This window comes from Pseudomonas sp. NPDC077186 (genome assembly GCF_044543505.1).
Taxonomy (GTDB): Bacteria; Pseudomonadota; Gammaproteobacteria; order Pseudomonadales; family Pseudomonadaceae; genus Aquipseudomonas.
In genome coordinates, this window is sequence record NZ_JBITWE010000001.1 from 1,665,682 (window position 1) to 1,689,196 (window position 23,515).

Below are 23,515 nucleotides of genomic sequence, written 5' to 3' on the forward strand. Positions count from 1 at the left end.
CGCACGCCGCGTCCAAATCACCGGGGAGCGTTGCCTCCCGCGTTGGGCTTCGCTGCGCTCAGCGCCAACCTACGCCACATAAATGGCCGATTGCCGGTTCAATCGTAGGTTGGGCTGAGGAGCCCGCGACGAAGCCCAACATCGGCGCACGCCGCGTCCAAATCACCGGGGAGCGTTGCCTCCCGCGTTGGGCTTCGCTGCGCTCAGCGCCAACCTACGCCACATAAATGGCCGATTGCCGGTTCAATCGTAGGTTGGGCTGAGGAGCCCGCGACGAAGCCCAACATCGGCGCACGCCGCGTCCAAATCAGCGGGGAGCGTTGCCTCCCGCGTTGGGCTTCGCTGCGCTCAGCGCCAACCTACGCCACATAAATGGCCGATTGCCGGTTCAATCGTAGGTTGGGCTGAGGAGCCCGCGACGAAGCCCAACATCGGCGCACGCCGCGTCCAAATCAGCGGGGAGCGTTGCCTCCCGCGTTGGGCTTCGCTGCGCTCAGCGCCAACCTACGCCACATAAATGGCCGATTGCCGGTTCAATCGTAGGTTGGGCTGAGGAGCCTGCGACGAAGCCCAACATCGACCCACGCCGCATCAGCATCGCCGGGGCCACCTGGGCGGCCCGGCAGAACGCCTCAGGCGTTCTTCAGCTTGCGCAGATTGCCGATCACCGACTCCAGGGCGCGGTCGAACAGCAGTGCGTCGTCGAGCAGGCGGATGGCGTTGCGGCGGAATTCCACGGCCAGGCCGGTGCGGGTCTTCTCCAGCACCTTCATGCCGGTGCGGTTGACGAAGACGAACTTGCCGGTGGGCTTGATGATCGCCGCCAGCTTGCAGCGCAGCTTGTGCTCCTCGTCTTCCTGGAACTCGACCCAGCTGCCGACACGCAGGTTGTCCACCTGCAGCAGCGCCTCGTCGTCGTCCGGCAGCGCCACTTCCGGCTCCTGCGGGCGGGTCTGGCCGGGCGCCAGGAGCACGATCTCCTCGATCACCTCGACCATCGCCGGTGCGTCCTCGACCTCCTCGGCCGCCGGCAGCTCCAGCAGCGGCAGCTCGAGACCGGCGTCGGCCAGGGCGCTGCGCTGCTCTTCGTCGAGCTCGGCCGGGGCGACTTCGGCCTCCGGGACGGCACGCTTGAAACGCTGGAAGGCCTGCACGTGCAGCACCTCCAGCTGGCTGAAGAACTCGCTGGTGGAGAAGGGATCGAAGGCCGCACTGGCCATCCCCTCGCGCAGCGCCTTGAGCAGGCCGGGCACCAGTTCCAGCAGGCGCAGGCGCGCCTCGGGATCTTCGTGCGGCGCCACGCTCCAGACCAGGTCGTCCATGGTCTGCAGAGCGGCCTGCCACTCCGGCGAATCCACCCCGTGCTTGAGGCAGGTGAGCATCAGCACCTTGCTCCAGGCTTCCTCCAGCAAGCGCACCACCACCTCGGGCAGGGTCTTGCCCAGCAGCCGCTCGTTCAAGGCCTGCTCCACCTCGCGACGGGCCAGTTCGGCCTTGGCGCTGCCTTCCTCGGCATCGCGGGTGCGCTGTTCGAGCAGTTCGCTGCGCCGGCGCTCGTCGCCGGTGAAGGCCATGAACTCGGCGAGCAGCTCGGAGAAGATGGTCGGGTCGTCGACGAAATCGTTGAGCAGGCGCTGCACCACCTGCTCGATCTTCTGGTACAGGCTGTCGCGCTGGGCGTCGTCCTGATCGACCCAGCCCAGGGCCGCCGAGGCGATCTCGTTGAGCAGCCGGCGCGCCGGGTGGCTGCCGCGACTGAAGAAGGTCTTGTCCAGCACCGCGACCTTGAGCATGGGAATCTGCAGGCGGCCGATCAGCGCCTTGAGCGAGTCCGGCAGGGTGCGGTCGTCGAGGATGAACTCGAACAACATCGACACCAGGTTGATCACATCCTCGTCGACTTCGCCGACCACGCGCGCCTTGCCGCTCTTGGCGCTGGCGCGCACCAGCAGCTGTTCGAGCTGATCGCGCAGGTCAAAATCGGCGACGCTGACCTGCGCCGGGGCGCGCTGCTGCATGTGCGACAGCAGGCGCATCAGGTCGTGGCTGGAAATCGGCAGCGCATCGGCCACCTGGGCGCGCCTGGGCATCGCCGTGCCGCGCACCTGGGAGAGCAGCTCCTGCAGGGCGCCGAACACCTCCTGCACGCCCTCGCCGGCCCCTTCCAGCAGCGGAATGCCTTCCTCGCCGGCGCCGTGGGCATGTGCGGACGCGGCCGGACGCTGCTGCCGGCGCGGCGCCGCGGACTTCAGTTCGGGCAGCACGCCGGCCGCCACCAGCGCCTGGTTGGCCTCGGCGTAGAGCAGATCGCTGCCGCCCAGCACGTATTTTTCGAACAGCTTGAGGATGATCAGCTTGACCTTGATTTCCACGCCCAGGCTGCTGCAGGCATCGAGGAAATGCTCGCTGAGCTGGGTCGGCCCGAGCGGGTTGCTCTTGTCGTCGAGCTTCTTGCTGATCACCGCATTGATACGGGTGGTGAGGTGCCCGAGGGCGACGCCGTCGCGGCTCATGACCTTGGCCACCATGGCATCCAGGGCCACGGTTTCTTCCAGCTCGTCGTTCTGCACCAGGCTCAGGCTGTCGAACGACACCGCGTCCAGCGCCGGTTGCGGCTTGCCGATCTCGTACTGATTGAGGCTGGAGAAGGATTCGAAGACCTTCTGCAGGAAACCGCGCTCGATGTTCTTGCGTTTCAGGCGCAGGTCGCGCATGGCCTCGAAGAAGGCGTTCTGCTCGGCATTGCTGGTCGCCCGGTCGGCCATCTCGAAGAGGGTATCGTCGGCGTTGTCGAACAGGCTCTGCAGGCTCTGCTTGAGCTGTTGCGCAGCTTTGTCACGCACCTGGATCAGCGCCACGGGCAGTCTTCCTACCGGCGAAGTTGGCGATTGCTCAGCGGCGGCCTTGTTCAGAGGCACCACATTCGCGTCGGTCTTCATTCTAGTCTCCCGCAGACTGCCCGAACTCGGGCCTTCTGGTCTGCACAGCGTCAACCGAGCGTCGTCCGTAACGTCAAAGGCCTGGCGTCAATAATGGAAAAAGTAAAGGCATTATAGGGAGGCTGCACGCCACACCAAGCCAATTTTTCCCACATCCATGACCCAGGTCACAGATAGCGCCCGACCACCTCCGGGCGGTCGTCGCCACAGGACAAGCGCCACACCTACAGCGTAACGGCCCATGCGCCTGCCCGCTGCACCAATGGTCGGCTGCCCCTATAATCGCCGCACCCCCGACCCGGAGCCGACCATGCCCAACCTGACCCTCGCCGACCTCACCGCCGAAATCGAGGCCAATGTCCGCCGCGCCCTGGCCGAGGACATCGGCAGCGGCGACATCACCGCCCAGCTGATCCCCGCCGAACGCCTGGCCAGCGCCCGTGTGATCACTCGCGAGGCGGCGGTGGTCTGCGGCACGGCCTGGGTCGATGCAGTGTTCCGCCAGCTCGACCCGCGCGTCGCGGTGCACTGGCAGGTGCAGGACGGCGACCGGGTCGGCGCCGGGCAGACCCTGTTCAGCCTCGAAGGCCCGGCCCGCGCCCTGCTCAGCGGCGAACGCAGCGCGCTGAACTTCCTGCAGACCCTGTCGGCCGTCGCCACCCGCTGCCGCCACTACGCCGACCTGGTCGAAGGCACCGCGGTGAAACTGCTGGACACCCGCAAGACCCTGCCCGGTCTGCGCCTGGCGCAGAAATACGCGGTGACCTGCGGCGGCTGCCACAACCACCGCATCGGCCTGTACGACGCCTTCCTTATTAAAGAGAACCATATCGCCGCCTGCGGCGGCATCGCCCAGGCCGTCAGCGCCGCCCAGCAGATCGCCCCGGGCAAGGCGGTGGAAGTGGAAGTGGAAAACCTGGAAGAACTGCGCCAGGCCCTGGCAGCCGGGGCCGATATCGTCATGCTCGACGAGCTTTCACTGGAAGATATGCGCGAAGCCGTACGCCTGACCGCCGGCCGCGCCAAACTGGAAGCCTCCGGCGGCATCAACGACAGCACCCTGCGCAGCATCGCCGAGACGGGGGTGGACTATATCTCCCTAGGCACCCTGACCAAGGACGTCAAGGCGGTGGATCTGTCGATGCGGCTGGCGTTGTAAGCCCGCCCCGGCTCAACGATCCCTGCAGGAGCCGCGCCCCGCGGCGAAAGCGCTCGCACAGGCGACAGCTCAGCCAAAAGCCTCGCCCCGGGGCGGGGCTCCTACGCCAGAGGGGTCAACCCGTAGCCTGTAGCCCGGATGAAATCCGGGAAAGCCGTTACAGAAAGCCCCGGATTGCATCCGGGCTACGCAATCACCTACCGGCAGGTAGAACGCTCGTAGAAGGAAACACCGACACGAGCGATATGCTCGAGCAACGCCGGATTGTCGATATGATCCCTGAGGGAAAGATCGACCATCCAGGGCAGCAGTAACTCATCGATCTGACTCTCCATCGCCAGCAGTTGCTCCAGGGCCAGCCCCTCCCCCTCAACCGTCAGATCGATATCCGACCCAGGGCGATAGCTACCCTTGGCACGCGAGCCATACAGGGTTACCCGCTCGACCTGCGGCCAAGCCCGAAATACCGAGCAAATTTTCTCGACCGCACGCAGCGGCAGCCCGAACCGACTATCACCCGTCATAACTCGTCAGCCAGCCCCTGCATGCGCAGCTCAAATTGCACGAAAAGCGTCTGATAGCGCGTCAGGATGCGCTCGGCGATCTCGATGGCAACGGCTTCGTTGTAGGTGTGAGCGGTCTGATTGCGGCTCTTGATCATCTCCATCCAGCCCTCGCCATCGACCACCAGCCCTCGCTTGAATGCCGTACGAATCGCATCGCGAGAACCCGTAATGGCCGGGTCGCCCTGATAGAGGAAGTAATCTTTCATCAGGTTCCAGGCCAACTCGAAGACGAACTCGAATGCCTGGATCAACCCCTGCCGCTCCAACTCGCTGAGCGGACGACTCTGCGCAAGGTCCACCGCCCGCGTCAGTTGCCCAAGCGCACGCTGATAGTTGTTCAGCCGCTGCAGCCAACGAATATCCTGATCGGTCATGGGAAAACTTCCAGCATAAAGAAGGTGACTTGCCCGGCATCATAACTCACCCGAACAGCAACTCCGCCATGGCTCAAGCCAGCCCGAACAAAGCGGAAAACTACCGCCCACATCCCAATACCCGCGCGAACTGCATGCCCTTGGGGAAACGCTGAAATAGCCGTCATTCCCGCACAGGCGGGACAGCGGCTTTATCGCTGAACAGCGCTTGCGCTGGCCCGAAGGGGAATAATCCAGAACCTGCGTAGCCCCTGGGCTCTCGCCTTCGCGGGAGTGACGATCAATGGCTTTTTCAGAACGTCCTTAGACGCCCGCGGATCGCGGATTTGCAGGCGGTGGATCTGTCGATGCGGCTGGCGCTGCAACCGGCCCGCCCTGCAGGAGCCGCGCCCCGCGGCGAAGCACGCACAGGTGGCACCCGGCTAGCCGCGCCGGCGCGCATCGCCCTGCAGAATGGCCTTGGAATAGTCGAGAAACTCACCCAGATGACGGGTGATGACCGCAACGGTAATGGGCAACTGCAGCGCCTGGTATTCATGCACAGCGATATTGCGATAACCCACCATGCGCTTAAGTGCCTCGGCCAGGTCGCTGTCGATCCAACCCGCCACCGCCAGCAATGCGAACACATCGCGCGCACTTTGCGGAATCCCCAGACGCTCGCGCCGGATCAGATGCTGCCCCATATCCAGCGCCGCCTCGCAGGCCCGTTGGATATTCAGAATCGCCGCATCCTGGCGAGTGAAATCCTCGGCAAAACTCGCCGGGTCGCGATCGTACTCCTCGCGCGCACGCCGCACGCAGCGTTCGATACTCGCCGCCTTGTTCAACAGCACATCGTCAGCCATAGACCCGCCCATCTCGTTCGATATCCCGCAACAGGGGAGCCCTGGCCCGATCCAGCTCGACCTTCTCGCTCAGCACCGCGCACTCGAACAGACCGGCCTCGGCGCCATCGACCACCCACCAGCGCTCGCCCCCCAGCAACACCTGCTGCTGCATCACCGTGGACGCTTTACGCAGATCCAGTAGATCGACCGGGCAACCGGCGATATCCGCGGCCTCCCCGGCAAGCCCCCAAAGCCGCAAGGGCTCGACATAGCCCCGCACCAGCACGGCCAGGTCGAGATCGCTGCGCTTATCCGCCGTGCCCTGCACACGACTACCAAAGGCGTAAACGGCCAGCAACCCGTCCAGGCGCGAACGCAGCAAATCAAGCAACGCCCCTCTATTCATGACGAACCTCCGTATACAACTGCGCCAGTGTATCCCAGGACTGCGGGGCGGGGCGCGCAGCCTGGCGAAGGGTAATACGTCAACGGAAGCTGCGCGGCATATGCGCCCCAAACCTCCGAGCATCGAACGGTGACAGTGCGCGAAGCCAGCAGGCTGGATCAGGCATCACTACCCCACCCTGTAACCGGCTGGTGGATGAAAAAGCGCCGTCCACCCTGCGCGCAGAACGCTCGACTCAGGAAGCCTGGCGCGCGGCCCCTTCGAGGATATTGAAGAACACGGTCTCCAGGGAAACCGCCGGCTTGATCGTCAGCAGGTGGCCGCCGACCTGGTTCAGATGGGCGATAAAGGCCGGCAGATCCGCCTGCGCCACCTCGCACTCGAACTCGCCCTCGCGCAGCACACGAACCTGCTCGCCGATCGGCTGTGTGGCGTGATAGCGCACCAGCATATCGTCGGCGCGCTCGGCGGCCAGTTCGCGCGGGGAACGCACGGTCAGCAGCTCACCCTTGTTGATGAAACCGAAGCGGTCGGCGATGCGCTCGACGTCGTGCAACACATGGGAGGTGAAGAAGATCGCCCCGCCCTGCTGCTTGAACTCGGTGAGGATATCCACCACATCCTTGCGCCCCACCGGGTCGAGCCCGGACAACGGCTCGTCCAGCACCAGCAGCTTGGGCTGCACCACCATGGCATGCGCCAGTGCCACACGCTGCACATTGCCCTTGGACAACTCGCGGATACGCCGCTTGGCGTTCATATCCACGGAGAAGCGCTCCAGCCAGTGCATGCACCAGGCATCGGCGTCCGCCCGCTTGATGCCATACATGGACAGACCCATGCGCAAGATTTCCAGGGGGGTGAACTGCTCGTAGAGCGCGGGCGTCTCGGGCACATAGGCCAAAGGTTTACGCGACTCGGCACGACGCGCATCCACACCGTAGATACGCGCCTCGCCCTGATAGTCGTTGATGATGTCCAGCATCACCTTGATGGTGGTGGACTTGCCGGCGCCATTGGGGCCGACGAAACCGAACACCTCGCCTTCGGCCAATGCAAAACTCACATCGCGCAGCGCCTGCACCGACCTGCCTTTTACATGGAAAGTCTGGCTGACGCCGTGAAACTCCAGTGCGGCATTCAAGACTATTCCTCCACCCCTGCGATCTTCATCTTCTTCAACACAATCCGACCATCTTTCAACTCGTAACCGAGCCGCAATGGATCCTCGGGCAGGGCAGCCAATAGGCCGGCTTCGACCAACTGATCCAGACGCTGCAAAGCACCGTTCGCGGTTTCGAAACGCCGCTGCGCCTCGCGCAAGGCGACCAACCCCTGCAGGCGAACGACACGCTTGTCGAGCATCTGAAACAGCTTAGGATCGTCGCGCGCGGTATCGCGCTGCTGGATCAGATACTCCAGGGCCAGTTTCTCGTCGGCGAAGCTTTCCGCCTGCAGCATCACCGCCAACTTGCGAAAACCAGCCGCATTATCGGTCGCCCGCTGGGCCGCCAGTTCCAACGCGCGACCAGCTTCGGCGATATCCTTGTTGAAGAACGCCTGGTTGAAACCATAGAAAAACGCCGGAAATTCGTCCCAGAAGCGACACTGCATGGCCCGACGCAGCACCTCGGTACCCTCGCGATCCGCACCGCCCCAGGTAAGCAGACCATTGGCCAGGTAGTAGTTGTCCTCATGACAGGCATTGAGCTCGGCCACCTCCCCCTGAGCGCGGATCAGATAACCGGTATCTGCCTGACCCCAGTCCACCCCGGTAGCGGCCAGACGCATGGTCTCTAGGTTGGCAGCAAGAAAGCGGTCACCACCAAAAAGAGTTAGCAACACTGGCGCGGCGATTACCACACGCCCCTCAACAACCGGCAACGCCTGCTCGGGCACTTGAGTGCGCCACTGCGAGGCTACGGAGAACACGCCAAACCCGAGCAGGGTCAGCAGTAGAGACCGGCAAGATCCGCGGCGCATGATCAACTGAAGCGCTTGCGTTGCAGCGCCCACACCGCCAGCGCCAGCAAGGCGAAGGCGTAGGCCAGGTTACTTAGCAGCAACCAGGGCCAGTCGGCAGGGAGAAATTCCATCTTGCCGTAGAGCGCCACCATACGCACATCCAGCGCACCGAGATCCGGCAACAGATAACCCAGTACACCGAGGCCAGCACGATAGCCCTCGGTATTGCTCACCAGCCCGGCATCACGCCCAAGCAACTCGACAATAGCGCCATAAGAACGAGCCACCAGCATAAAGCCGAAGGTACCGATCAGAACGAAGCTCGGCGTCGAGGCCACCACTGCCAACAAGGTGGCAAGCGCCGCCAGCACCAGCAGATCAAGGGCCATAAAGGCAATAACAATCAGATAGGGCTGCCCCAACGCCACCGGCGTGGCCTGCGGGTAGAAGCCACTGAGAAATTGCGTCAGGCCGATTTGCAAAAAACTCAAAAGCAACAACAGCCCCAAAAACAAAGCCAATACCGCAACAAAACGTCCAAACAACAGGCTACTGCGTGCCCGTGGGTAAGTTAGCGAGCTGAGATAATAACGCTTGTCGAACTCGCGCGACAAAAGCTCCTGCACTAGGAGCACAATCAGCAGCGGCAGTAGCAAGCGAATAGTGGAAACGCCTACGTCTAGCGCCACGGTGACCGGCTGACGACCGCCGAAATAGGCGGACAACAGCATTACCAGCGCCACGGCCAGCAACAAGCCGAAACCCATCCAGACGAATTTTGCCTTAAACGCCAGACGGAGTGCAGTCAGTAAATCGCGAAATATAGACATCTCTTACCGGACATACTTGAGCCGAAAAATCGACGTTACAAAGTAGTTACTCGCCAATCTAAATAAAACGAAAATAACAGTTTATTCAAGTGAAAAACATTTAAATCACCACCCCGCGCGATAAACACCTGAGACGCCATTGGAGCCCCACCCCACGCCGCTATCCACAAATAAAAAAGGGGAGCCAAGCCCCCCCTAACACCTAAAAGGCAATTAGTTCAAGCCGTTTGCAACGGTCTCGGCCACTCCTACCGTGCAAGCACCAGTACCGGGATACTGGTTATTCACGGTACCGGCATTCGTGGTAGAAGATGGAACCGCGGCCCCTGTCACCGCAACGGTTGCACAATCTGGATCAGCAGTCCCCACGCTGCAGGATACCGTTTGCTGCTGATCGACCATATTACCGCTGCCATCATCAACTTGAACCGTAATAGTCTTCTGCCCCACAGAGCGCGACTTCTGCATACCACCAGTATGGCAAGCGGCAAGCGCGACCCTGGCGTTGGTGCAGCTGACACCCGCAACCACACCCGTAGTCAGGTTAATTCTGACGTCCTCATTCAGATTCGAGCACACAGTCTGAAAGACTGTACCGGTTGACGGCAACTGGACAGCAGAGGCCAAACCGGAAAACAGCAAACCTGCGACAGCAAGAGAAATCTTTTTCATGATCTTGTCCTCAGTTCATTACCGTAGGGATGCAATAATCGAAGTAGTGCCATTCTTGACATCCGCCACAGCAGAGGTGTCGTTAGCACGCTGGCGGTATTCGTTGAACTGCGGGATAGCGATGGCGGCGAGAATACCGATGATCGCAATTACGATCATCAACTCGATCAGGGTAAAACCCTTTTGTTTCTTGAGAGACTTCATGGGCAAGCTCCTATTGTGGTTAAGGTCAGCGACCTGACATAGACCTAGCAGTCGGCGTGCCAACTCTACAAATCCCACACAACAAGGGCTGCCCGAGCTTTTCTCGCCCACGCAATAACCTTCAACGGCAGCAAATGACATTTTTTGTCAGTTTGTTATGCCGCACTTGGGCTCGCCGCACTATTGGGCTATAAGTTCAGCACTCTCTATACATCCGATTAGCGAAGTGCGATGAACGACGCCCCCTCTCTTACCGGCCTGGCCCGGCAACTGGTCAACGCCGAACTGCTCGACGAGCGCGCCGCCAGCCAGGCCCAGGCGCAGGCCCTGCGCAACAAGATCCCCCTGGTGTCGTATCTGGTGCAGAACAAGCTGGCCACTAGTCGCGCCCTGGCGGAAATCGCCGCCGAGCAGTTCGGCGTGCCCTTCTTCGATCTGACGGCCATCGACAAGGACAGCCAGCCGCGCGACGTCATCAGCGAGAAGCTGTGCCGCCAGCACCGCGTGCTGCCACTGTACCGCCGTGGCAACAAGCTGTTTATCGCCCTGTCCGACCCGACCAACCACCAGGCCGTTACCGATGTGCAGTTCAGCACCGGCCTCAGCACCGAGGCGCTACTGGTCGAGGACGACCGCCTTGGCGACGCGCTGGACAAGTTCTTCGATACCGGCACCAGCGGCATGGAAGACCTGGCCGACGTCGACCTCGATGGGCTGGACGTGGAGGCGGTCAACGACGACAAGGACGACGCCGGTACCGGCGGCGACGCCGACGATGCACCGGTGGTGCGCTTTATCAACAAGATGCTGCTGGATGCCATCAAGGGCGGCTCCTCCGACCTGCACTTCGAGCCCTACGAGAAGGTCTACCGCGTGCGCTTTCGCACCGACGGCATCCTGCACGAGGTCGCCCGCCCACCGATCCAGCTCTCCAGCCGCCTGTCGGCGCGCCTCAAGGTCATGGCCCAGCTGGATATCTCCGAGCGGCGCAAGCCGCAGGATGGCCGGATCAAGATGAAGATCTCGAAGAACAAGGCCATCGACTTTCGCGTCAACACCCTGCCCACCCTGTGGGGCGAGAAGATCGTGATGCGGATTCTCGACCCCACCAGCGCGCAGATGGGCATCGACGCACTGGGTTACGAGGAGTACCAGAAAGACCTCTATATGACCGCTCTGAAACAACCGCAGGGTATGATCCTGGTCACCGGCCCCACCGGCTCGGGCAAGACGGTGTCGCTCTACACCGGCCTGAATATCCTCAACACCACGGATATCAATATTTCCACCGCGGAAGACCCGGTGGAGATCAACCTGGAAGGCATCAACCAGGTCAACGTCAATCCCAAGCACGGCATGGACTTCGCCCAGGCCCTGCGCGCCTTCCTGCGCCAGGACCCGGACGTGATCATGGTCGGCGAGATCCGCGACCTGGAAACCGCCGAGATCGCCATCAAGGCCGCACAAACCGGGCATATGGTGATGTCCACCCTGCACACCAACAGCGCCGCGGAAACCCTCACCCGCCTGCGCAATATGGGCGTGCCGGCGTTCAATATTGCCACCTCGGTCAACCTGATCATCGCCCAGCGCCTGGCGCGCAAACTCTGCAACTGCAAGAAGGAAGTGGAAGTACCGCGGGAGGTTCTGCTCAAGGAGGGCTTCCCCGAAAGCAGGATCGGCAGCTTCAAGCTCTACGCGCCCAATGGCTGCGACAATTGCAAAGGCGGCTATAAAGGAAGGGTGGGGATTTATGAAGTAGTTAAAATCACGCCTTCTCTGCAACGCATTATCATGGAGGAAGGCAACTCCATCGAAATTGCCGCACAGGCGAAAGCCGATGGCTTCAACGATCTACGCACCTCCGGGCTGCTCAAGGCGATGCAGGGCATCACCAGCCTGGAAGAAGTCAACCGCGTGACCAAGGATTAATCCATGGCGGCAAAAGCACTAAAAACCAGCGTATTCGCCTGGGAAGGTACCGACAGGAAAGGCGGCAAGGTCAAGGGCGAGTTGTCCGGCCAATCTCCTGCCTTGGTCAAGGCGCAACTGCGCAAGCAGGGCATCAATCCGCTCAAGGTGCGCAAGAAAGCCGCTCCGCTGTTCGGTGGTGCAGGCAAGAAAATCAAGCCGATGGATATTGCCCTGTTCACTCGGCAGATGGCCACCATGATGAAGGCCGGGGTGCCGCTGCTGCAGTCCTTCGACATCATCGGCGAAGGCTTCGACAACCCCAATATGCGCAAGCTGATCGACGATGTGAAACAGGAAGTCGCCGCAGGCAACAGCTTCGCCGCCTCCCTGCGCAAGAAGCCGATGTATTTCGACGATCTGTACTGCAACCTGGTGGACTCGGGCGAGCAGTCCGGCGCCCTGGAAACCCTGCTGGATCGTATCGCCACCTACAAGGAAAAGACCGAGGCACTCAAGGCCAAGATCAAGAAGGCCATGACCTACCCGATCGCGGTGATAGTGGTGGCCGTGATCGTGACCGCAATTCTGTTGATCAAGGTGGTGCCGCAGTTCGAGTCGGTGTTCCAGGGCTTCGGTGCGGAACTACCGGCCTTTACCCAAATGGTGGTAAACCTTTCCCGCGGCCTGCAGCGCTGGTGGTTCGTGGTGCTGGGCGTGGTGTTCGTCGCCACCTTCGCCTTTACCCAAACCTACAAACGTTCGGAGAAATTTCGCGACGCCCTCGACAGAGCCCTGCTCAAGGCCCCCATCGTCGGTGACATTCTTTACAAGGCCGTGGTTGCACGCTTCGCCCGTACCCTGGCGACCACCTTCGCCGCCGGCGTGCCGCTGGTCGATGCGCTCGACTCGGTGGCCGGCGCCACGGGCAACGTGGTGTTTCGCAATGCGGTGAACAAGATCAAGGTCGATGTGTCGTCGGGCACCCAGCTGAACTTCTCCATGCGCACTACCGGCATCTTCCCCACCATGGCGGTGCAGATGACCGCCATCGGCGAAGAGGCCGGCTCGCTGGACGAGATGCTGGACAAGACCGCCAGCTTCTACGAAGCGGAAGTGGACAACGCGGTGGACAACCTGACCACGCTGATGGAGCCGATGATCATGGCGGTGCTCGGCGTGCTGGTGGGCGGCCTGATCGTGGCGATGTACCTGCCCATCTTCCAACTGGGCGCGGTGGTCGGCTGACTTATGCTGCTGGATTTTTTGGCCAGCCATGCGCTGGCCTTTGTTTTCTGCGCCCTGCTGCTGGGCCTGCTGATCGGCAGCTTCCTCAACGTGGTGATCTACCGCCTGCCGCTGATGCTCCAGCGTGACTGGCAAAGCCAGGCGCGCGAGGTGCTGGAGTTGCCGCCGGCGCCCAAGGCGCAGACGTTCAACCTGGTGCTGCCCAATTCCAGTTGCCCCAGCTGCGGCCATGAAATCCGTCCCAGGGAGAATATCCCGGTGATCAGCTACCTGCTGCTGCGCGGCAAGTGTTCGAACTGCAAGGCACCGATCGGCAAGCGCTACCCGCTGGTGGAGCTGGCCTGCGGGCTGCTCTCCGGCTACGTCGCCTGGCACTTCGGCTTTACCTGGCAGGCCGGCGCCATGCTGCTGCTGGCCTGGGGCCTGCTGGCGATGAGCCTGATCGACGCCGACCACCAGTTGCTGCCCGATGTACTGGTGCTGCCACTGCTGTGGCTGGGCTTGATCGTCAACTACTTCGGCCTGTTCAGCAGCCTGGAAGACGCGCTGTGGGGGGCGATTGCCGGCTACCTGAGCCTGTGGTCGGTGTACTGGCTGTTCAAGCTGATCACCGGCAAGGAAGGCATGGGCTATGGCGATTTCAAGCTGCTGGCCATGCTTGGCGCCTGGGGCGGCTGGCAGATCCTGCCGCTGACCATCCTGCTGTCGTCGCTGGTCGGCGCGGTGCTCGGGGTGATCATCCTGCGCCTGCGCGGCAGCGACGCCGGCACTCCGATCCCCTTCGGCCCCTACCTGGCCATCGCCGGCTGGATCGCCCTGCTCTGGGGCGATGCGATTACCGGCAGCTATCTGAAGTTCGCCGGGTTCTAGCCCGCCAACATCCATGTAGGAGCCCCGTCCCCGGGGCGATGCTTTGGGCTTCTGCGCCGCCGCACACACCGAGATTCGCCGCGGGGCGCGGCTCCTACAAGGCCGAGTGCGTAAGGTGGATCAGCGAAACGCAATCCAAACGGCGGAAGCGTAGGGTGGACATGCCGCCAGGCTTGTCCACCGCGGAACCGGCAATGGCGGACAAGGCTTCGCCATGTCCACCCTACCCATGCATGCAATTGCCTTCGCTTGAGGCTTGCCGCTGGCGGCTCCCTGCCCCTACCCTTGCGCCACCCGAATCCAAGGACTTGCCCATGTTGCAATGGATGACTCGCCCGGGCTGGCCCGGCCACCTGCTCGCACTCGGCGCCGGCGCCCTCACCCCGCTGGCCCTCGCCCCCTTCGATATCTGGCCACTGGCGCTGCTGTCGATTGCCCTGCTCTACCTGGGCCTGCGCGAGCTGCGCCCCGGCCAGGCGGCGCTGCGCGGCTGGAGCTACGGCTTCGGCCTGTTCGCCGCCGGCACCAGTTGGGTCTACGTCAGCATTCACGACTACGGCGCCGCGTCGCCGGCGCTGGCCGGTTTCCTCACCCTGGGTTTCGTCGCCGGCCTCGGCCTGTTCTTCGCCCTCACCGCCGCGCTCTGGGCGCGCTGGCTGCGGCGCAGCGAGGCGCCGTTGGCCGACGCCCTGGCCTTCGCCGCCCTGTGGCTAGCTCAGGAAGTGTTCCGCGGCTGGTTCCTCACCGGTTTTCCCTGGCTCTACGCCGGCTACAGCCAGCTGGACGGGCCGCTGGCCGGCCTGGCACCGCTCGGCGGGGTCTGGCTGATTTCCTTCAGCCTGGCGCTGTCCGCTGCGCTGCTGGTCAACCTGCCGCGCCTGCGGGCACGCACGGCTTTTCTCGCCGTCGGCCTGGTGCTGCTGCTGACGCCCTGGGTCGCCGGCCCGGCGTTCAAGGATCGCCCCTGGACTCGCCCGGCCGGCGACAGCCTGACGGTCGCTGCCGTGCAGGGCAACGTCGAACAGAACCTGAAATGGGACCCGGCCCAACTCAACGCCCAGTTGGCGCTGTACCGCGACCTCAGCTTCAGCGCCGAGCGGGTGGACCTGCTGGTCTGGCCGGAAACCGCCATCCCGGTACTCAAGGACCTGGCGCAAGGCTATATCGGCGTGATGGATCGCTTCGCCCGCGAGCGCAGCAGCGCGCTGATCACCGGGGTGCCGGTGCGCCAGGCCAATGAACGAGGCGAGCTGCGTTACTACAACGCCATCACCAGCTTCGGCGACGGCCAGGGCACCTACCTCAAACAGAAGCTGGTGCCCTTCGGCGAGTACGTGCCGCTGCAGGAAGTGCTGCGCGGGCTGATCGCCTTCTTCGACCTGCCGATGTCCGACTTCGCCCGCGGCCCGGCCGAGCAGGCGCCGCTGCTGGCCAAGGGTTATCGGGTGGCCCCCTATATCTGCTACGAGGTGGTCTACCCGGAATTCGCCGCGGCGCTGGCAGCCGATAGCGAGATCCTGCTGACGGTGAGCAACGACGCCTGGTTCGGCACCTCCATCGGCCCGCTGCAGCACCTGCAGATGGCGCAGATGCGCGCGTTGGAGGCCGGCCGCTGGATGATCCGCGCCACCAACAACGGCATGACCGTGGTGATCGACCCGCAGGGGCAGATTGTTTTCGAGCTGCCGCAGTTCGAGCAGGGCGTGCTCTACGGCGAAGTACTGCCGATGACGGGGCTGACGCCCTACCTGCAGTGGCGCATCTGGCCGCTGGCGATCCTCTGCGCCCTGCTGCTGGGCTGGGCGCTGCTGGCCGGGCGCATGGCCAAGACGGTCTAACCGGCCGTCTCAGGATAAGGCTGTGCCTGTGTTAAGCGTTGGGAGTGGGTGCAAAGGCCGTAGGGTGGGCTTTAGCCCACGCCAACCACCGTTGGTGGGTTAAAGCGGATCGCCGCCCGGCCCACCCTACAAGGCTAAAGCGGATCGCCGCGCGGCGCCCCCTACGCACACCGGCAGGCCGGCTCAGGCCAGTTCGACGCGGTTGCGGCCCTTGCTCTTGGCCTGGTAGAGGGCGTCGTCGACCCGTTTGTAGAAGGCCTCCGGCGAGTCGTCGCACAGCGGCAGGTAGTCGCCGACGCCGATGCTGCAGGTGATCGACAGGCTCAGCGCCGGCAGCTGCAGCGGCTCCTGCTCCAGCTCGCGGCGAAAGCGTTCGGCCAGCTGCAGGGCCTGCTCCAGGCCGGTGTGCGGCATCAGCACGGCGAACTCCTCGCCGCCCAGGCGCAGGAGGATGTCGCTGTCGCGGCGAAACACCTTGCGCATGCGTTCGGCGAACAGGTGCAGGCAGAGGTCGCCAGCGCTGTGGCCGTGGCGGTCGTTGACCTGCTTGAACCAGTCGATATCCAGCAGCACCAGGGCCAGCGGGCCGTGCTGGCGGCGCACGTAGGCCAGCCAGTTGCTCAGCAGCACGTTGAACTGGTAGCGATTGCCCAGCCCGGTGAGGGCGTCGGTGCGGCTGCGCTGGTCGAGCTCCTCGCTGTGCTGGCGCAGGCGCATCTCGCGCTCCAGGCCGATGCGGTACTCGCGGTGCCAGCGGTAGAGAAACAGCATCATGTAGGCCAGGTAGATCAGCAGCGCCACCGACTCGGCGGGCGCGCCGCGCTCCTGCCAGAACTTCACCGCGGTGGCCGGCAGGTAGATCAGCAGCATGGCCAGGGCGCAGGGGCCGCGGCGCATCGGGTAGGTGAAAGCCATTGCGGTGGCGAACACCACCACGTTGAGCATCACCATCAGGTGCGAGACGTCCAGCGCCCGGCTCAGCTCGACCCCGGCCAGCATCAGCCCCCAGAGCAGCGCCTGCAGCAGCATCAGCAGCCAGTGCTGGCGCAGCCAAAGCTGCAGGCCGATCTCGCCGCACTGCTCGCGAGGTTCGTGAAGGATGCGCAGGGCGACGAACAGCAACAGCAACAGGCCGCCGGCCAGCCATAGCCAGAGGTTTTGCGTCGGCGAGCGGCTGGTCAGCCACAACAGGCACCAGGCCAGCAGGTAGTAGAAGCCGCCGAAACGCGAGCGCGCGTGCACGTCGTTCGCCTCGCGCCACAGCTTGAAGGCACTGCTGGACATCTTCACTTCAGACAGCATGGCGCGCACTCCGACCACTACAGTATCAGCCTAGCCGAGTGATGGCATTTTGGCAGTTCTCCAGGAGTGCGAACCGAAACCATGCAAAGCAAAGCTCATGTGTTGCGCCGCGCCTGTGTAGGGTGGACATGGCGCAGCCTTGTCCACCGTGGCCGGCGATGCGGCGGACAAGCCTTCGGCATGTCCGCCCCACTCGAACGCTTCAAGCGCTCAGGCGTGCACCAGGCGATCGCGTCCCTGCGCCTTGGCGCGGTACAGGGCGCGATCGACGCGGCGGAAGAAGGCCTCGGCTTCGGCGTCCTGGTCGACGTCGAAGCTACCGACGCCGAGGCTGGCGGTCAGCGGCAATCGCTGATCGCCCAGGCGCAGGCCGTCGCGGGCCAGCTCCTGGCGGAATTGCTCGGCCAGGGCGGCGGCATGCGCGAGGTCGGTGTTCGGCAGCAGCACGCCGAACTCCTCGCCACCCAGGCGCAGCAGGGCGTCGCCGTCGCGACGGAACACCTCGCGCAGGCGCTCGGCGAAGGCGCTGAGGCAGGCGTCGCCACAACTATGGCCATACTCGTCGTTGATCCGCTTGAACCAGTCGATATCCAGCAGCACCAGCGACAACGGCTCGCCGCGGCGCCGGGCGTTGGCCACCAGGCTGGGGAACAGGTTGTTGAACTGGTAGCGATTGCCCAACTGGGTCAGGCTGTCGGTGCGGCTGAGCAGGTCGAGGCGCGCCTGTTGTTCCAGCAGCTTGAGTTCCAGGGCCAAAGTGGCCTGGTATTCGCGGTGACTGCGGCCGAGCACCAGCAGCAGGTAGCTCAGGTAGCAGCCCAGGGTCACCAGCAGTGCGCGCTGCTGCGGCCACTCCAACGCCAGCACCACCAGGCCGGGCAGGTAAAGCAGCGCGATGGCGAGCATGGCGCGGCGCTTGCGCATGGCGAAGTTGAAGGTCATCGCCGTGCTGAAGGCGACGGTGGCCAGGGTGGCGATCAGCGCCGAGTCGGCGAATTCGGCGCGGTACAGGGTCCAGGCGTGGGCCTGGCCCCAGCACAGCGAGGTGAGCAGCAGCAGGCCCCAGTGCTGGTCGAGCCAGCGCTGCAACTGTTGCGGGCTTTCCAACTGGCCGGGGCGGTGCAGCTGGCGCGCCAGCAGCAGGACGAAGAACAGCGCGCTACCGCCCAAGCCGACGGCGAGCAGAGCGGCAGGCTCGGCGCTGAACAGCCAGATCAGCAGCCAGGCCAGCAGGTAGTAGAAACCGCCCAGACGGGTGCGCACGCGGGTGTCTTGCACTTCGCGCCAGAGGGCAAAGGCGGCGGGATGGCGCGGTACTTCGGCGTCGGTCATGTTGTTTGTGATCACAGCAACTACTGGCCTGAGCATAGCGCCTTTTGCCGATCAGCGAGATATCGAACTGCCAGTATCGGTGCGCCGCCCGTCTGCCGGCACTCAGCGCAACAGCAGCAGCGGGCTGACGCTGGTCTGCAGCATATGGCTGGTGGTGCTGCCGACCAGGAACTGGCGGATACGCGAATGGCCATAGGCGCCCATCACCAGCAGGTCGATGCCTTGCTCGGCCTGGTAGTCGTGCAGGGTCGGCTCGACCTCGCCGGCGCGGATCGCCAGCTGTACTTCGTGGCCGCCGGCGACCAGACGCTGTTTGGCCTGCTCCAGCTGTGCGCGGGCATCGTCGCTGTCGGCACCGACCATCACCACGTGGATCGGCAAGCCCTGGAACAGCGGGCTGGCGGCGAGCATATCGACGCCCTTGTCGCAGGTGGCGCTGCCGTCGTAGGCCAGCATCAGGCTGCGCGGCGCCTGGAACTGGCCGGGGCTGACCAGGATCGGCCGGTGCAGGGTGCGGATCACGCTTTCCAGCTGGCTGCCGACCAGTTGGCTGACGGCGTCGCTGGTCTCGCCCTGGCGGCCGATCACCAGCAGACGGATGTCGTTCTCCAGTTCGCGCAGGCTGCCGGCCAGGTCGCCATGGCGCTGGCGCAGCTGCGGATTGGCCACGCCGTCGCGCTGGGCGCGTTCCTTGGCCGCCTCCAGGGCCAGACGGCCCTGCTCCAGCGCCAGCTTGCTGCGCTGCTCGTCGAGGTCGGCCAGTTCCTGCAGCAGCTGCTCGCGGCTGCCCAGGGCGATATTGCCGGACAGGTCGCTGCGCGGCGGGTACTGCTTGTGGTCGAGCACGTGCAGCAGGCACAGCGGCGCATCCAAGCGCAGGCTGGCCCAGGCGGCGTAGTCGCACACCGCCGGGGAGGACTGGGAACCGTCGATACAGGCCATTACCTGGGTCATTGTCGTTCTCCTTCTCAGTGGCCCGACAGCAGGTCGGTGGCGTTGTCCTTGTCGTGCACGCCGAAGCGGTCGACGATGGTCGCGCTGGCCTGATTCAGGCCCAGCACCTCTACCTCGGTGCCTTCGCGGCGCAGCTTGATCACCACCTTGTCCAGCGCGGCGACCGCGGTGATGTCCCAGAAATGCGCGCGCGACAGGTCGATGCTCACCTTAGCAACCGCCTCCTTGAAATCAAAGGCGGCGACGAACTTGTCGGCGGAGGCGAAGAACACCTGGCCGACCACCTGGTAGTTGCGCTGGCGGCCGTCGGCGTCGGTCTCCGAGCTGATATAGAGGAAGTGGCCGATCTTGTTGGCGAAGAACATCGCCGCCAGCAGCACGCCGACGAACACGCCGTAGGCCAGGTTGTGGGTGTAGACCGTCACCGCCACGGTGGCCAGCATGACCAGGTTGGTCGACAGCGGGAATTTCTTCAGGTTGCGCAGCGAGTCCCAGCTGAAGGTGCCGATGGACACCATGATCATCACCGCCACCAGCGCCGCCATGGGAATCTGGCTGACCCAGTCGGCGAGGAACACCACCATCAACAGCAACACCACACCGGCCACCAGGCAGGACAGGCGGCCGCGACCGCCGGATTTCACGTTGATCACCGACTGGCCGATCATGGCGCAACCGGCCATGCCGCCGAGCAGACCGGAGGCGATATTGGCCACGCCCTGGCCCTTGCATTCGCGGTTCTTGTCGCTCTCGGTATCGGTCAGGTCGTCGACTATGGTGGCGGTCATCATCGATTCGAGCAGGCCGACCACGGCCAGCGCCGCCGAATAGGGGAAGATGATCGCCAGGGTTTCCAGGGTCAGCGGCACGTCCGGCCAGAGGAAGATCGGCAGGGTATCGGGCAACTCGCCCATATCGCCGACGCTGCGGATATCCAGGCCGAAGTAGATGGCCACGGCGGTCATCGACAGGATGCACACCAGCGGCGAGGGAATCAGCTGGCCGAGCTTGGGCACATAGGGGAACAGGTAGATGATGGCCAGACCGGCGGCGCACATGGCGTACACCTGCCAGGTGACGTTGGTCAGTTCGGGCAGCTGGGCCATAAAGATCAGGATGGCCAGGGCATTGACGAAGCCGGTGACCACCGAGCGCGAGACGAAGCGCATCAGGCTGCCCAGCCGGAGGTAGCCGGCGCCGATCTGCAGCACCCCGCACAGCAGGGTGGCGGCCAGCAGATATTCCAGGCCGTGTTCCTTGACCAGGGTCACCATCAGCAGGGCCATGGCCCCGGTGGCGGCGCTGATCATGCCCGGGCGGCCGCCGACGAAGGCGATCACCACGGCGATGCAGAACGAGGCATAGAGGCCGACCTTGGGATCGACCCCGGCGATGATGGAGAAGGCGATGGCCTCGGGTATCAGCGCCAGGGCCACCACCAGACCGGCGAGCACGTCGCCGCGAAGATTAAAGAACCAGGTGTTTTTCAGGCTTTGCAGCATCGGGACATTCCAGGGTTGTGGTCCGCCAATGCTCGCGCAGCCGCGAGGCGGACAGGGGTTGACGACAAAACGGAGAAAAGAGGTGCGCCGGCCATTCGCAACGGCGGACACGCGGCGGCGCACGCGCTCAGCCGAGGGCCGACGCGGGCGCGAGAGGGGGACGAAAACTTATGGCGGCGTAGGCAGCCAGGCGTACGCTTGAGTCAGGGTCATGGCGACCTGTCTAGGTTCGTGGCGTGCGAAAAGGGCGCACAGTCTAACACCCGGTTACGTTTTTGCCCAAAACCCCGGCCGAACGCATGGCGCAGCGCCCGGTCGAACGCCAGCCTCTTGCGAGGCCGGCAGGCGCGCTCAACTGCAACACAGGGCCGCCATACTGCCGTTTTCCCACCTGTCTGCGAGCGCTTTAGCGATGCTGTCCGCTGCCAAGGGGGTGCTAGGAAGGCTACCTGTCGTCAGCCCATGGAAATGGGCGCTGTTGCTATTCGTCCTGCTGATGGTCTATCAGGTGCGCGCCCTGCATCTGGACGACCGCCTGTACTTCTGGGTCAAGACCAGCTGGCACGAAGAGGCCTGGGAACACCGCAGCCTGTGGCTGCCGGAATACCGCGTGAGCATCGAGGCCAAGGCGGTGGCGGGAGTGACGGACAATTTCTCCGGGCTGAGCTACGACGACGACCGCGACCAGCTCTGGGCCGTGGTCAACAACCCCGAACAGCTGCTGCGTCTGAGCCCGGACGGCGAGTTGCTCGGGCGCTACCCGCTGAGCGGTTTCGAAGACGTCGAAGGCGTCACCTACCTGGGCGACGGCCTGTTGCTGCTGGCCGAGGAACGCCAGCACGGTCTGGTGGCGGTTCAGGTGCCGGAACAGCCGGGGCCGCTGTTTCGCGAGGATTACCGGGCGCTGACCCTGGGCATCGGCCTGGGCGGCAACCAGGGCTTCGAGGGGCTGGGCTACGACCGCGCCGGCGACCGCCTGTTCGTGGTCAAGGAACACTCGCCGCGCAAGCTCTATGAAATCCGCGGCCTGAAAAGCAGCCTGGCCGGCGACTTCAACCTGGAGGTCATCGACCGCCAGGCCTGGATCGATCATGGGGTGTTCGCCACCGACCTGTCGTCCGTGCACTTCGACGAACGCACCGGGCACCTGGTGCTGCTCAGCGACGAATCGCAGCTGCTGATCGAGCTGGACGGCGCCGGCAAGCTGGTCAGTTTCCGCTCCCTGCTGCGGGGCTTCGCCGGCCTGGGCGACAGCGTGCCGCAGGCCGAGGGGGTGACCTTCGACAATCGCGGCGACCTCTACCTGGCCAGCGAACCCAACCTGTTCTACCGCTTCGAGCGCGACTGACTCCGCCTTGTAGGTGGGCCGGGCAGCGATCCGCTTTAGCCCACGCCAATCACCGCTGGTGGGCTAAAGCCCACCCTACGCTTTGCCCCCACTCCCAACATTGGCCTGGGCAAGCGCCGGCAGACTCAGCCGCGACGAATCAGCCAGATCCCGGCGACGATCAGCAACAGGCCGGCGACCTTGCCCAGGCTGATCGGCGCCTGGCGAAAACCGGCCCAGCCGAAGTGGTCGAGCAGCAGCGCCATGCCCAGCTGGCCGGCGATCACCAGCACCATGAACAGCAGCGCGCCGACCCGCGGTCCGGCGAAGGCGGCGGTGGCGATGAAGAAGGCGCCGAGCAGGCCGCCGCTCCAGTGCCACCAGGTCAGCCCCTTGAGCGCGGCGAAACTCGGCGCCTCGCGCTGCACCAGCACCATCAGCAGCAGCGCCAGGCCGCCTACGGCGAAGGAGATGAAGGCCGCCGCCAGCACGCTGGAGACCTGCTTGGCCAGCTGGCCGTTGATCCCGGCCTGCAGCGGCAGGAAGGCGCCGGCGACCAGCGGCAGGGCGAGCATCCACCAGGGTATGGCAGGCATGGCGATCTCCAGCGCAACAAAGAGCGCGCGATTATGCCGCAAATCCTGTCCGCCCCGTCAGCCCGCGGCGGCCGGCGGCATCACAGCGGCTTGCTGAACTGCAGCAGGGCGACCCGCTGCTGGCGGTGATCCTGGCGTTCGACCAGGCCGCTGAGCGCGTAGCCCAGGCGCGGATAGAGCAACAGCCCGGCGCTGTTGGCGTTGAAGCAGGACACGCGCATCTCGCGGGCCTTGAAGTGCTGACGGGCGAGCGCCTCCATGGCCTCGATCAGCCGCTGCGCCACGCCCTGGCCGCGCGCCCAGGGCGCCACCATGACGTTGCCCAGGGCGCAGTACTCGCCGTGCTGCCATTGGTAGAAGTTGGCGAAGCCGGCGACCCGGTCGTCCAGGCAGACCACCGTGCTGTCGCGACGCTCGGCCATGGCCGCGGCCAGTTGGCCGACGCTCAGCGGCCAGCTGGCCTTGGGGTAGCAGTAGAAGAGTTCGTCGGGGTTCTGCGGAAAGCTCACCACCGCGGCGAGGTCGGCGGCCTGCGCCGGGCGGACGGTGAGGCTGGAGGTCGTGAGCATGGCGGGACCGGTCGGGGGAAGTAGATGCCGAGCCTAGTGCCTCGCCTGGCAATAATCCATTGTCACGGCGCCTGGCCGTAGGGTGTCGCGGGGCCGCCTAGGCCGTGCGCACCACCATGAA

22 protein-coding genes are annotated in these 23,515 nt (G+C 64.2%); 6 read left to right on the forward strand and 16 right to left on the reverse strand.

Annotated features, from left to right (window positions below):
- Positions 1 to 632: 632 nt before the first annotated feature.
- Entirely contained in the window at positions 633 to 2,939 is a 2,307-nt protein-coding gene (locus ACIGKL_RS07850; RefSeq protein ID WP_397486102.1) for a DUF1631 domain-containing protein, read from the reverse strand.
- Positions 2,940 to 3,249: 310 nt separating this feature from the next.
- On the opposite strand from ACIGKL_RS07850, the gene nadC reads away from it, so the two are divergent.
- A complete protein-coding gene (gene nadC / locus ACIGKL_RS07855) occupies positions 3,250 to 4,098 on the forward strand; it encodes a carboxylating nicotinate-nucleotide diphosphorylase (RefSeq protein ID WP_397486103.1) in 849 nt (282 codons plus the stop codon).
- Positions 4,099 to 4,295: 197 nt separating this feature from the next.
- Here nadC and ACIGKL_RS07860 read toward each other — a convergent pair whose 3' ends face one another.
- From ACIGKL_RS07860 to ACIGKL_RS07900, 9 genes are all read right to left on the reverse strand, one after another.
- Positions 4,296 to 4,622, reverse strand: coding sequence for a nucleotidyltransferase family protein (locus tag ACIGKL_RS07860; protein WP_397486104.1), 327 nt, complete (start codon positions 4,620 to 4,622; stop codon positions 4,296 to 4,298).
- Complete coding sequence (locus tag ACIGKL_RS07865; protein ID WP_397486105.1) at positions 4,619 to 5,038, reverse strand: nucleotidyltransferase substrate binding protein; 420 nt, start codon at positions 5,036 to 5,038, stop codon at positions 4,619 to 4,621. The genes ACIGKL_RS07860 and ACIGKL_RS07865 overlap by 4 nt, the downstream gene beginning before the upstream one ends.
- Before the next feature lie 422 nt (positions 5,039 to 5,460).
- Positions 5,461 to 5,886, reverse strand: a complete 426-nt coding sequence (locus ACIGKL_RS07870) for a DUF86 domain-containing protein (RefSeq protein ID WP_397486106.1) — start codon at positions 5,884 to 5,886, stop codon at positions 5,461 to 5,463.
- Positions 5,879 to 6,274, reverse strand: coding sequence for a nucleotidyltransferase domain-containing protein (locus ACIGKL_RS07875; protein ID WP_397486107.1), 396 nt, complete (start codon positions 6,272 to 6,274; stop codon positions 5,879 to 5,881). Before ACIGKL_RS07875 ends, ACIGKL_RS07870 begins: the two co-directional genes overlap by 8 nt.
- Before the next feature lie 235 nt (positions 6,275 to 6,509).
- Complete coding sequence (locus ACIGKL_RS07880; protein WP_397486108.1) at positions 6,510 to 7,418, reverse strand: ABC transporter ATP-binding protein; 909 nt, start codon at positions 7,416 to 7,418, stop codon at positions 6,510 to 6,512.
- Positions 7,419 to 7,420: 2 nt separating this feature from the next.
- Positions 7,421 to 8,257 (reverse strand): hypothetical protein, encoded by an 837-nt coding sequence (locus tag ACIGKL_RS07885; RefSeq protein WP_397486267.1) that lies wholly within the window; start codon positions 8,255 to 8,257, stop codon positions 7,421 to 7,423.
- Positions 8,258 to 8,259: 2 nt separating this feature from the next.
- Positions 8,260 to 9,069: an ABC transporter permease gene (locus ACIGKL_RS07890; protein WP_397486109.1), complete on the reverse strand. Its 810-nt coding sequence runs from the start codon at positions 9,067 to 9,069 to the stop codon at positions 8,260 to 8,262.
- Between the two features lie 213 nt (positions 9,070 to 9,282).
- Complete coding sequence (locus ACIGKL_RS07895) at positions 9,283 to 9,741, reverse strand: hypothetical protein (protein ID WP_397486110.1); 459 nt, start codon at positions 9,739 to 9,741, stop codon at positions 9,283 to 9,285.
- A gap of 18 nt (positions 9,742 to 9,759) precedes the next feature.
- Positions 9,760 to 9,945: a prepilin-type N-terminal cleavage/methylation domain-containing protein gene (locus ACIGKL_RS07900; protein WP_397486111.1), complete on the reverse strand. Its 186-nt coding sequence runs from the start codon at positions 9,943 to 9,945 to the stop codon at positions 9,760 to 9,762.
- A gap of 231 nt (positions 9,946 to 10,176) precedes the next feature.
- Here ACIGKL_RS07900 and pilB point away from each other — a divergent pair, with 231 nt between their 5' ends.
- The 4 genes from pilB to lnt all read left to right on the forward strand — a co-directional run bounded on the left by pilB (position 10,177) and on the right by lnt (position 15,812).
- A complete protein-coding gene (pilB, locus tag ACIGKL_RS07905; RefSeq protein WP_397486112.1) occupies positions 10,177 to 11,877 on the forward strand; it encodes a type IV-A pilus assembly ATPase PilB in 1,701 nt (566 codons plus the stop codon).
- Positions 11,878 to 11,880: 3 nt separating this feature from the next.
- Positions 11,881 to 13,104 (forward strand): type II secretion system F family protein, encoded by a 1,224-nt coding sequence (locus ACIGKL_RS07910; RefSeq protein WP_397486113.1) that lies wholly within the window; start codon positions 11,881 to 11,883, stop codon positions 13,102 to 13,104.
- A gap of 3 nt (positions 13,105 to 13,107) precedes the next feature.
- Entirely contained in the window at positions 13,108 to 13,974 is an 867-nt protein-coding gene (locus ACIGKL_RS07915; protein ID WP_397486114.1) for a prepilin peptidase, read from the forward strand.
- A gap of 314 nt (positions 13,975 to 14,288) precedes the next feature.
- Entirely contained in the window at positions 14,289 to 15,812 is a 1,524-nt protein-coding gene (gene lnt / locus ACIGKL_RS07920; protein ID WP_397486115.1) for an apolipoprotein N-acyltransferase, read from the forward strand.
- Positions 15,813 to 15,995: 183 nt separating this feature from the next.
- Here the strand turns inward: lnt and ACIGKL_RS07925 are convergent, their stop codons facing one another.
- The 4 genes from ACIGKL_RS07925 to ACIGKL_RS07940 form a co-directional block, all read right to left on the reverse strand.
- Positions 15,996 to 17,114: a GGDEF domain-containing protein gene (locus ACIGKL_RS07925; RefSeq protein WP_397486116.1), complete on the reverse strand. Its 1,119-nt coding sequence runs from the start codon at positions 17,112 to 17,114 to the stop codon at positions 15,996 to 15,998.
- Positions 17,115 to 17,324: 210 nt separating this feature from the next.
- A complete protein-coding gene (locus ACIGKL_RS07930; RefSeq protein ID WP_397486268.1) occupies positions 17,325 to 18,446 on the reverse strand; it encodes a GGDEF domain-containing protein in 1,122 nt (373 codons plus the stop codon).
- Between the two features lie 102 nt (positions 18,447 to 18,548).
- Positions 18,549 to 19,400 carry a universal stress protein gene (locus ACIGKL_RS07935; RefSeq protein ID WP_397486117.1) on the reverse strand — a complete coding sequence of 284 codons (852 nt, stop codon included), beginning with the start codon at positions 19,398 to 19,400 and terminating at the stop codon, positions 18,549 to 18,551.
- 14 nt (positions 19,401 to 19,414) lie between these two features.
- On the reverse strand, positions 19,415 to 20,902 hold the full coding sequence (locus ACIGKL_RS07940) for a SulP family inorganic anion transporter (protein ID WP_397486118.1): 1,488 nt from the start codon (positions 20,900 to 20,902) through the stop codon (positions 19,415 to 19,417).
- A 412-nt stretch (positions 20,903 to 21,314) separates the two neighbouring features.
- On the opposite strand from ACIGKL_RS07940, the gene ACIGKL_RS07945 reads away from it, so the two are divergent.
- On the forward strand, positions 21,315 to 22,250 hold the full coding sequence (locus ACIGKL_RS07945) for an SdiA-regulated domain-containing protein (RefSeq protein WP_397486119.1): 936 nt from the start codon (positions 21,315 to 21,317) through the stop codon (positions 22,248 to 22,250).
- Positions 22,251 to 22,375: 125 nt separating this feature from the next.
- On the opposite strand, the gene ACIGKL_RS07950 is transcribed toward ACIGKL_RS07945, so the two are convergent.
- Entirely contained in the window at positions 22,376 to 22,825 is a 450-nt protein-coding gene (locus ACIGKL_RS07950; RefSeq protein WP_031302760.1) for a DMT family transporter, read from the reverse strand.
- A gap of 80 nt (positions 22,826 to 22,905) precedes the next feature.
- Complete coding sequence (locus ACIGKL_RS07955) at positions 22,906 to 23,394, reverse strand: GNAT family N-acetyltransferase (RefSeq protein WP_397486120.1); 489 nt, start codon at positions 23,392 to 23,394, stop codon at positions 22,906 to 22,908.
- Positions 23,395 to 23,515 lie beyond the last annotated feature (121 nt).

What these genes read in the sequence shown, in the direction of transcription:
- ACIGKL_RS07850 (WP_397486102.1), bottom strand. Translation starts at nt 2,939, where the DNA reads ATGAAGACCGACGCGAATGTGGTGCCTCTGAACAAGGCCGCCGCTGAG.
- nadC (WP_397486103.1), top strand. Translation starts at nt 3,250, where the DNA reads ATGCCCAACCTGACCCTCGCCGACCTCACCGCCGAAATCGAGGCCAAT.
- ACIGKL_RS07860 (WP_397486104.1), bottom strand. Translation starts at nt 4,622, where the DNA reads ATGACGGGTGATAGTCGGTTCGGGCTGCCGCTGCGTGCGGTCGAGAAA.
- ACIGKL_RS07865 (WP_397486105.1), bottom strand. Translation starts at nt 5,038, where the DNA reads ATGACCGATCAGGATATTCGTTGGCTGCAGCGGCTGAACAACTATCAG.
- ACIGKL_RS07870 (WP_397486106.1), bottom strand. Translation starts at nt 5,886, where the DNA reads ATGGCTGACGATGTGCTGTTGAACAAGGCGGCGAGTATCGAACGCTGC.
- ACIGKL_RS07875 (WP_397486107.1), bottom strand. Translation starts at nt 6,274, where the DNA reads ATGAATAGAGGGGCGTTGCTTGATTTGCTGCGTTCGCGCCTGGACGGG.
- ACIGKL_RS07885 (WP_397486267.1), bottom strand. Translation starts at nt 8,257, where the DNA reads ATGCGCCGCGGATCTTGCCGGTCTCTACTGCTGACCCTGCTCGGGTTT.
- ACIGKL_RS07890 (WP_397486109.1), bottom strand. Translation starts at nt 9,069, where the DNA reads ATGTCTATATTTCGCGATTTACTGACTGCACTCCGTCTGGCGTTTAAG.
- ACIGKL_RS07895 (WP_397486110.1), bottom strand. Translation starts at nt 9,741, where the DNA reads ATGAAAAAGATTTCTCTTGCTGTCGCAGGTTTGCTGTTTTCCGGTTTG.
- ACIGKL_RS07900 (WP_397486111.1), bottom strand. Translation starts at nt 9,945, where the DNA reads ATGAAGTCTCTCAAGAAACAAAAGGGTTTTACCCTGATCGAGTTGATG.
- pilB (WP_397486112.1), top strand. Translation starts at nt 10,177, where the DNA reads ATGAACGACGCCCCCTCTCTTACCGGCCTGGCCCGGCAACTGGTCAAC.
- ACIGKL_RS07910 (WP_397486113.1), top strand. Translation starts at nt 11,881, where the DNA reads ATGGCGGCAAAAGCACTAAAAACCAGCGTATTCGCCTGGGAAGGTACC.
- ACIGKL_RS07915 (WP_397486114.1), top strand. Translation starts at nt 13,108, where the DNA reads ATGCTGCTGGATTTTTTGGCCAGCCATGCGCTGGCCTTTGTTTTCTGC.
- lnt (WP_397486115.1), top strand. Translation starts at nt 14,289, where the DNA reads ATGTTGCAATGGATGACTCGCCCGGGCTGGCCCGGCCACCTGCTCGCA.
- ACIGKL_RS07925 (WP_397486116.1), bottom strand. Translation starts at nt 17,114, where the DNA reads ATGCTGTCTGAAGTGAAGATGTCCAGCAGTGCCTTCAAGCTGTGGCGC.
- ACIGKL_RS07930 (WP_397486268.1), bottom strand. Translation starts at nt 18,446, where the DNA reads ATGACCGACGCCGAAGTACCGCGCCATCCCGCCGCCTTTGCCCTCTGG.
- ACIGKL_RS07935 (WP_397486117.1), bottom strand. Translation starts at nt 19,400, where the DNA reads ATGACCCAGGTAATGGCCTGTATCGACGGTTCCCAGTCCTCCCCGGCG.
- ACIGKL_RS07940 (WP_397486118.1), bottom strand. Translation starts at nt 20,902, where the DNA reads ATGCTGCAAAGCCTGAAAAACACCTGGTTCTTTAATCTTCGCGGCGAC.
- ACIGKL_RS07945 (WP_397486119.1), top strand. Translation starts at nt 21,315, where the DNA reads ATGCTGTCCGCTGCCAAGGGGGTGCTAGGAAGGCTACCTGTCGTCAGC.
- ACIGKL_RS07950 (WP_031302760.1), bottom strand. Translation starts at nt 22,825, where the DNA reads ATGCCTGCCATACCCTGGTGGATGCTCGCCCTGCCGCTGGTCGCCGGC.
- ACIGKL_RS07955 (WP_397486120.1), bottom strand. Translation starts at nt 23,394, where the DNA reads ATGCTCACGACCTCCAGCCTCACCGTCCGCCCGGCGCAGGCCGCCGAC.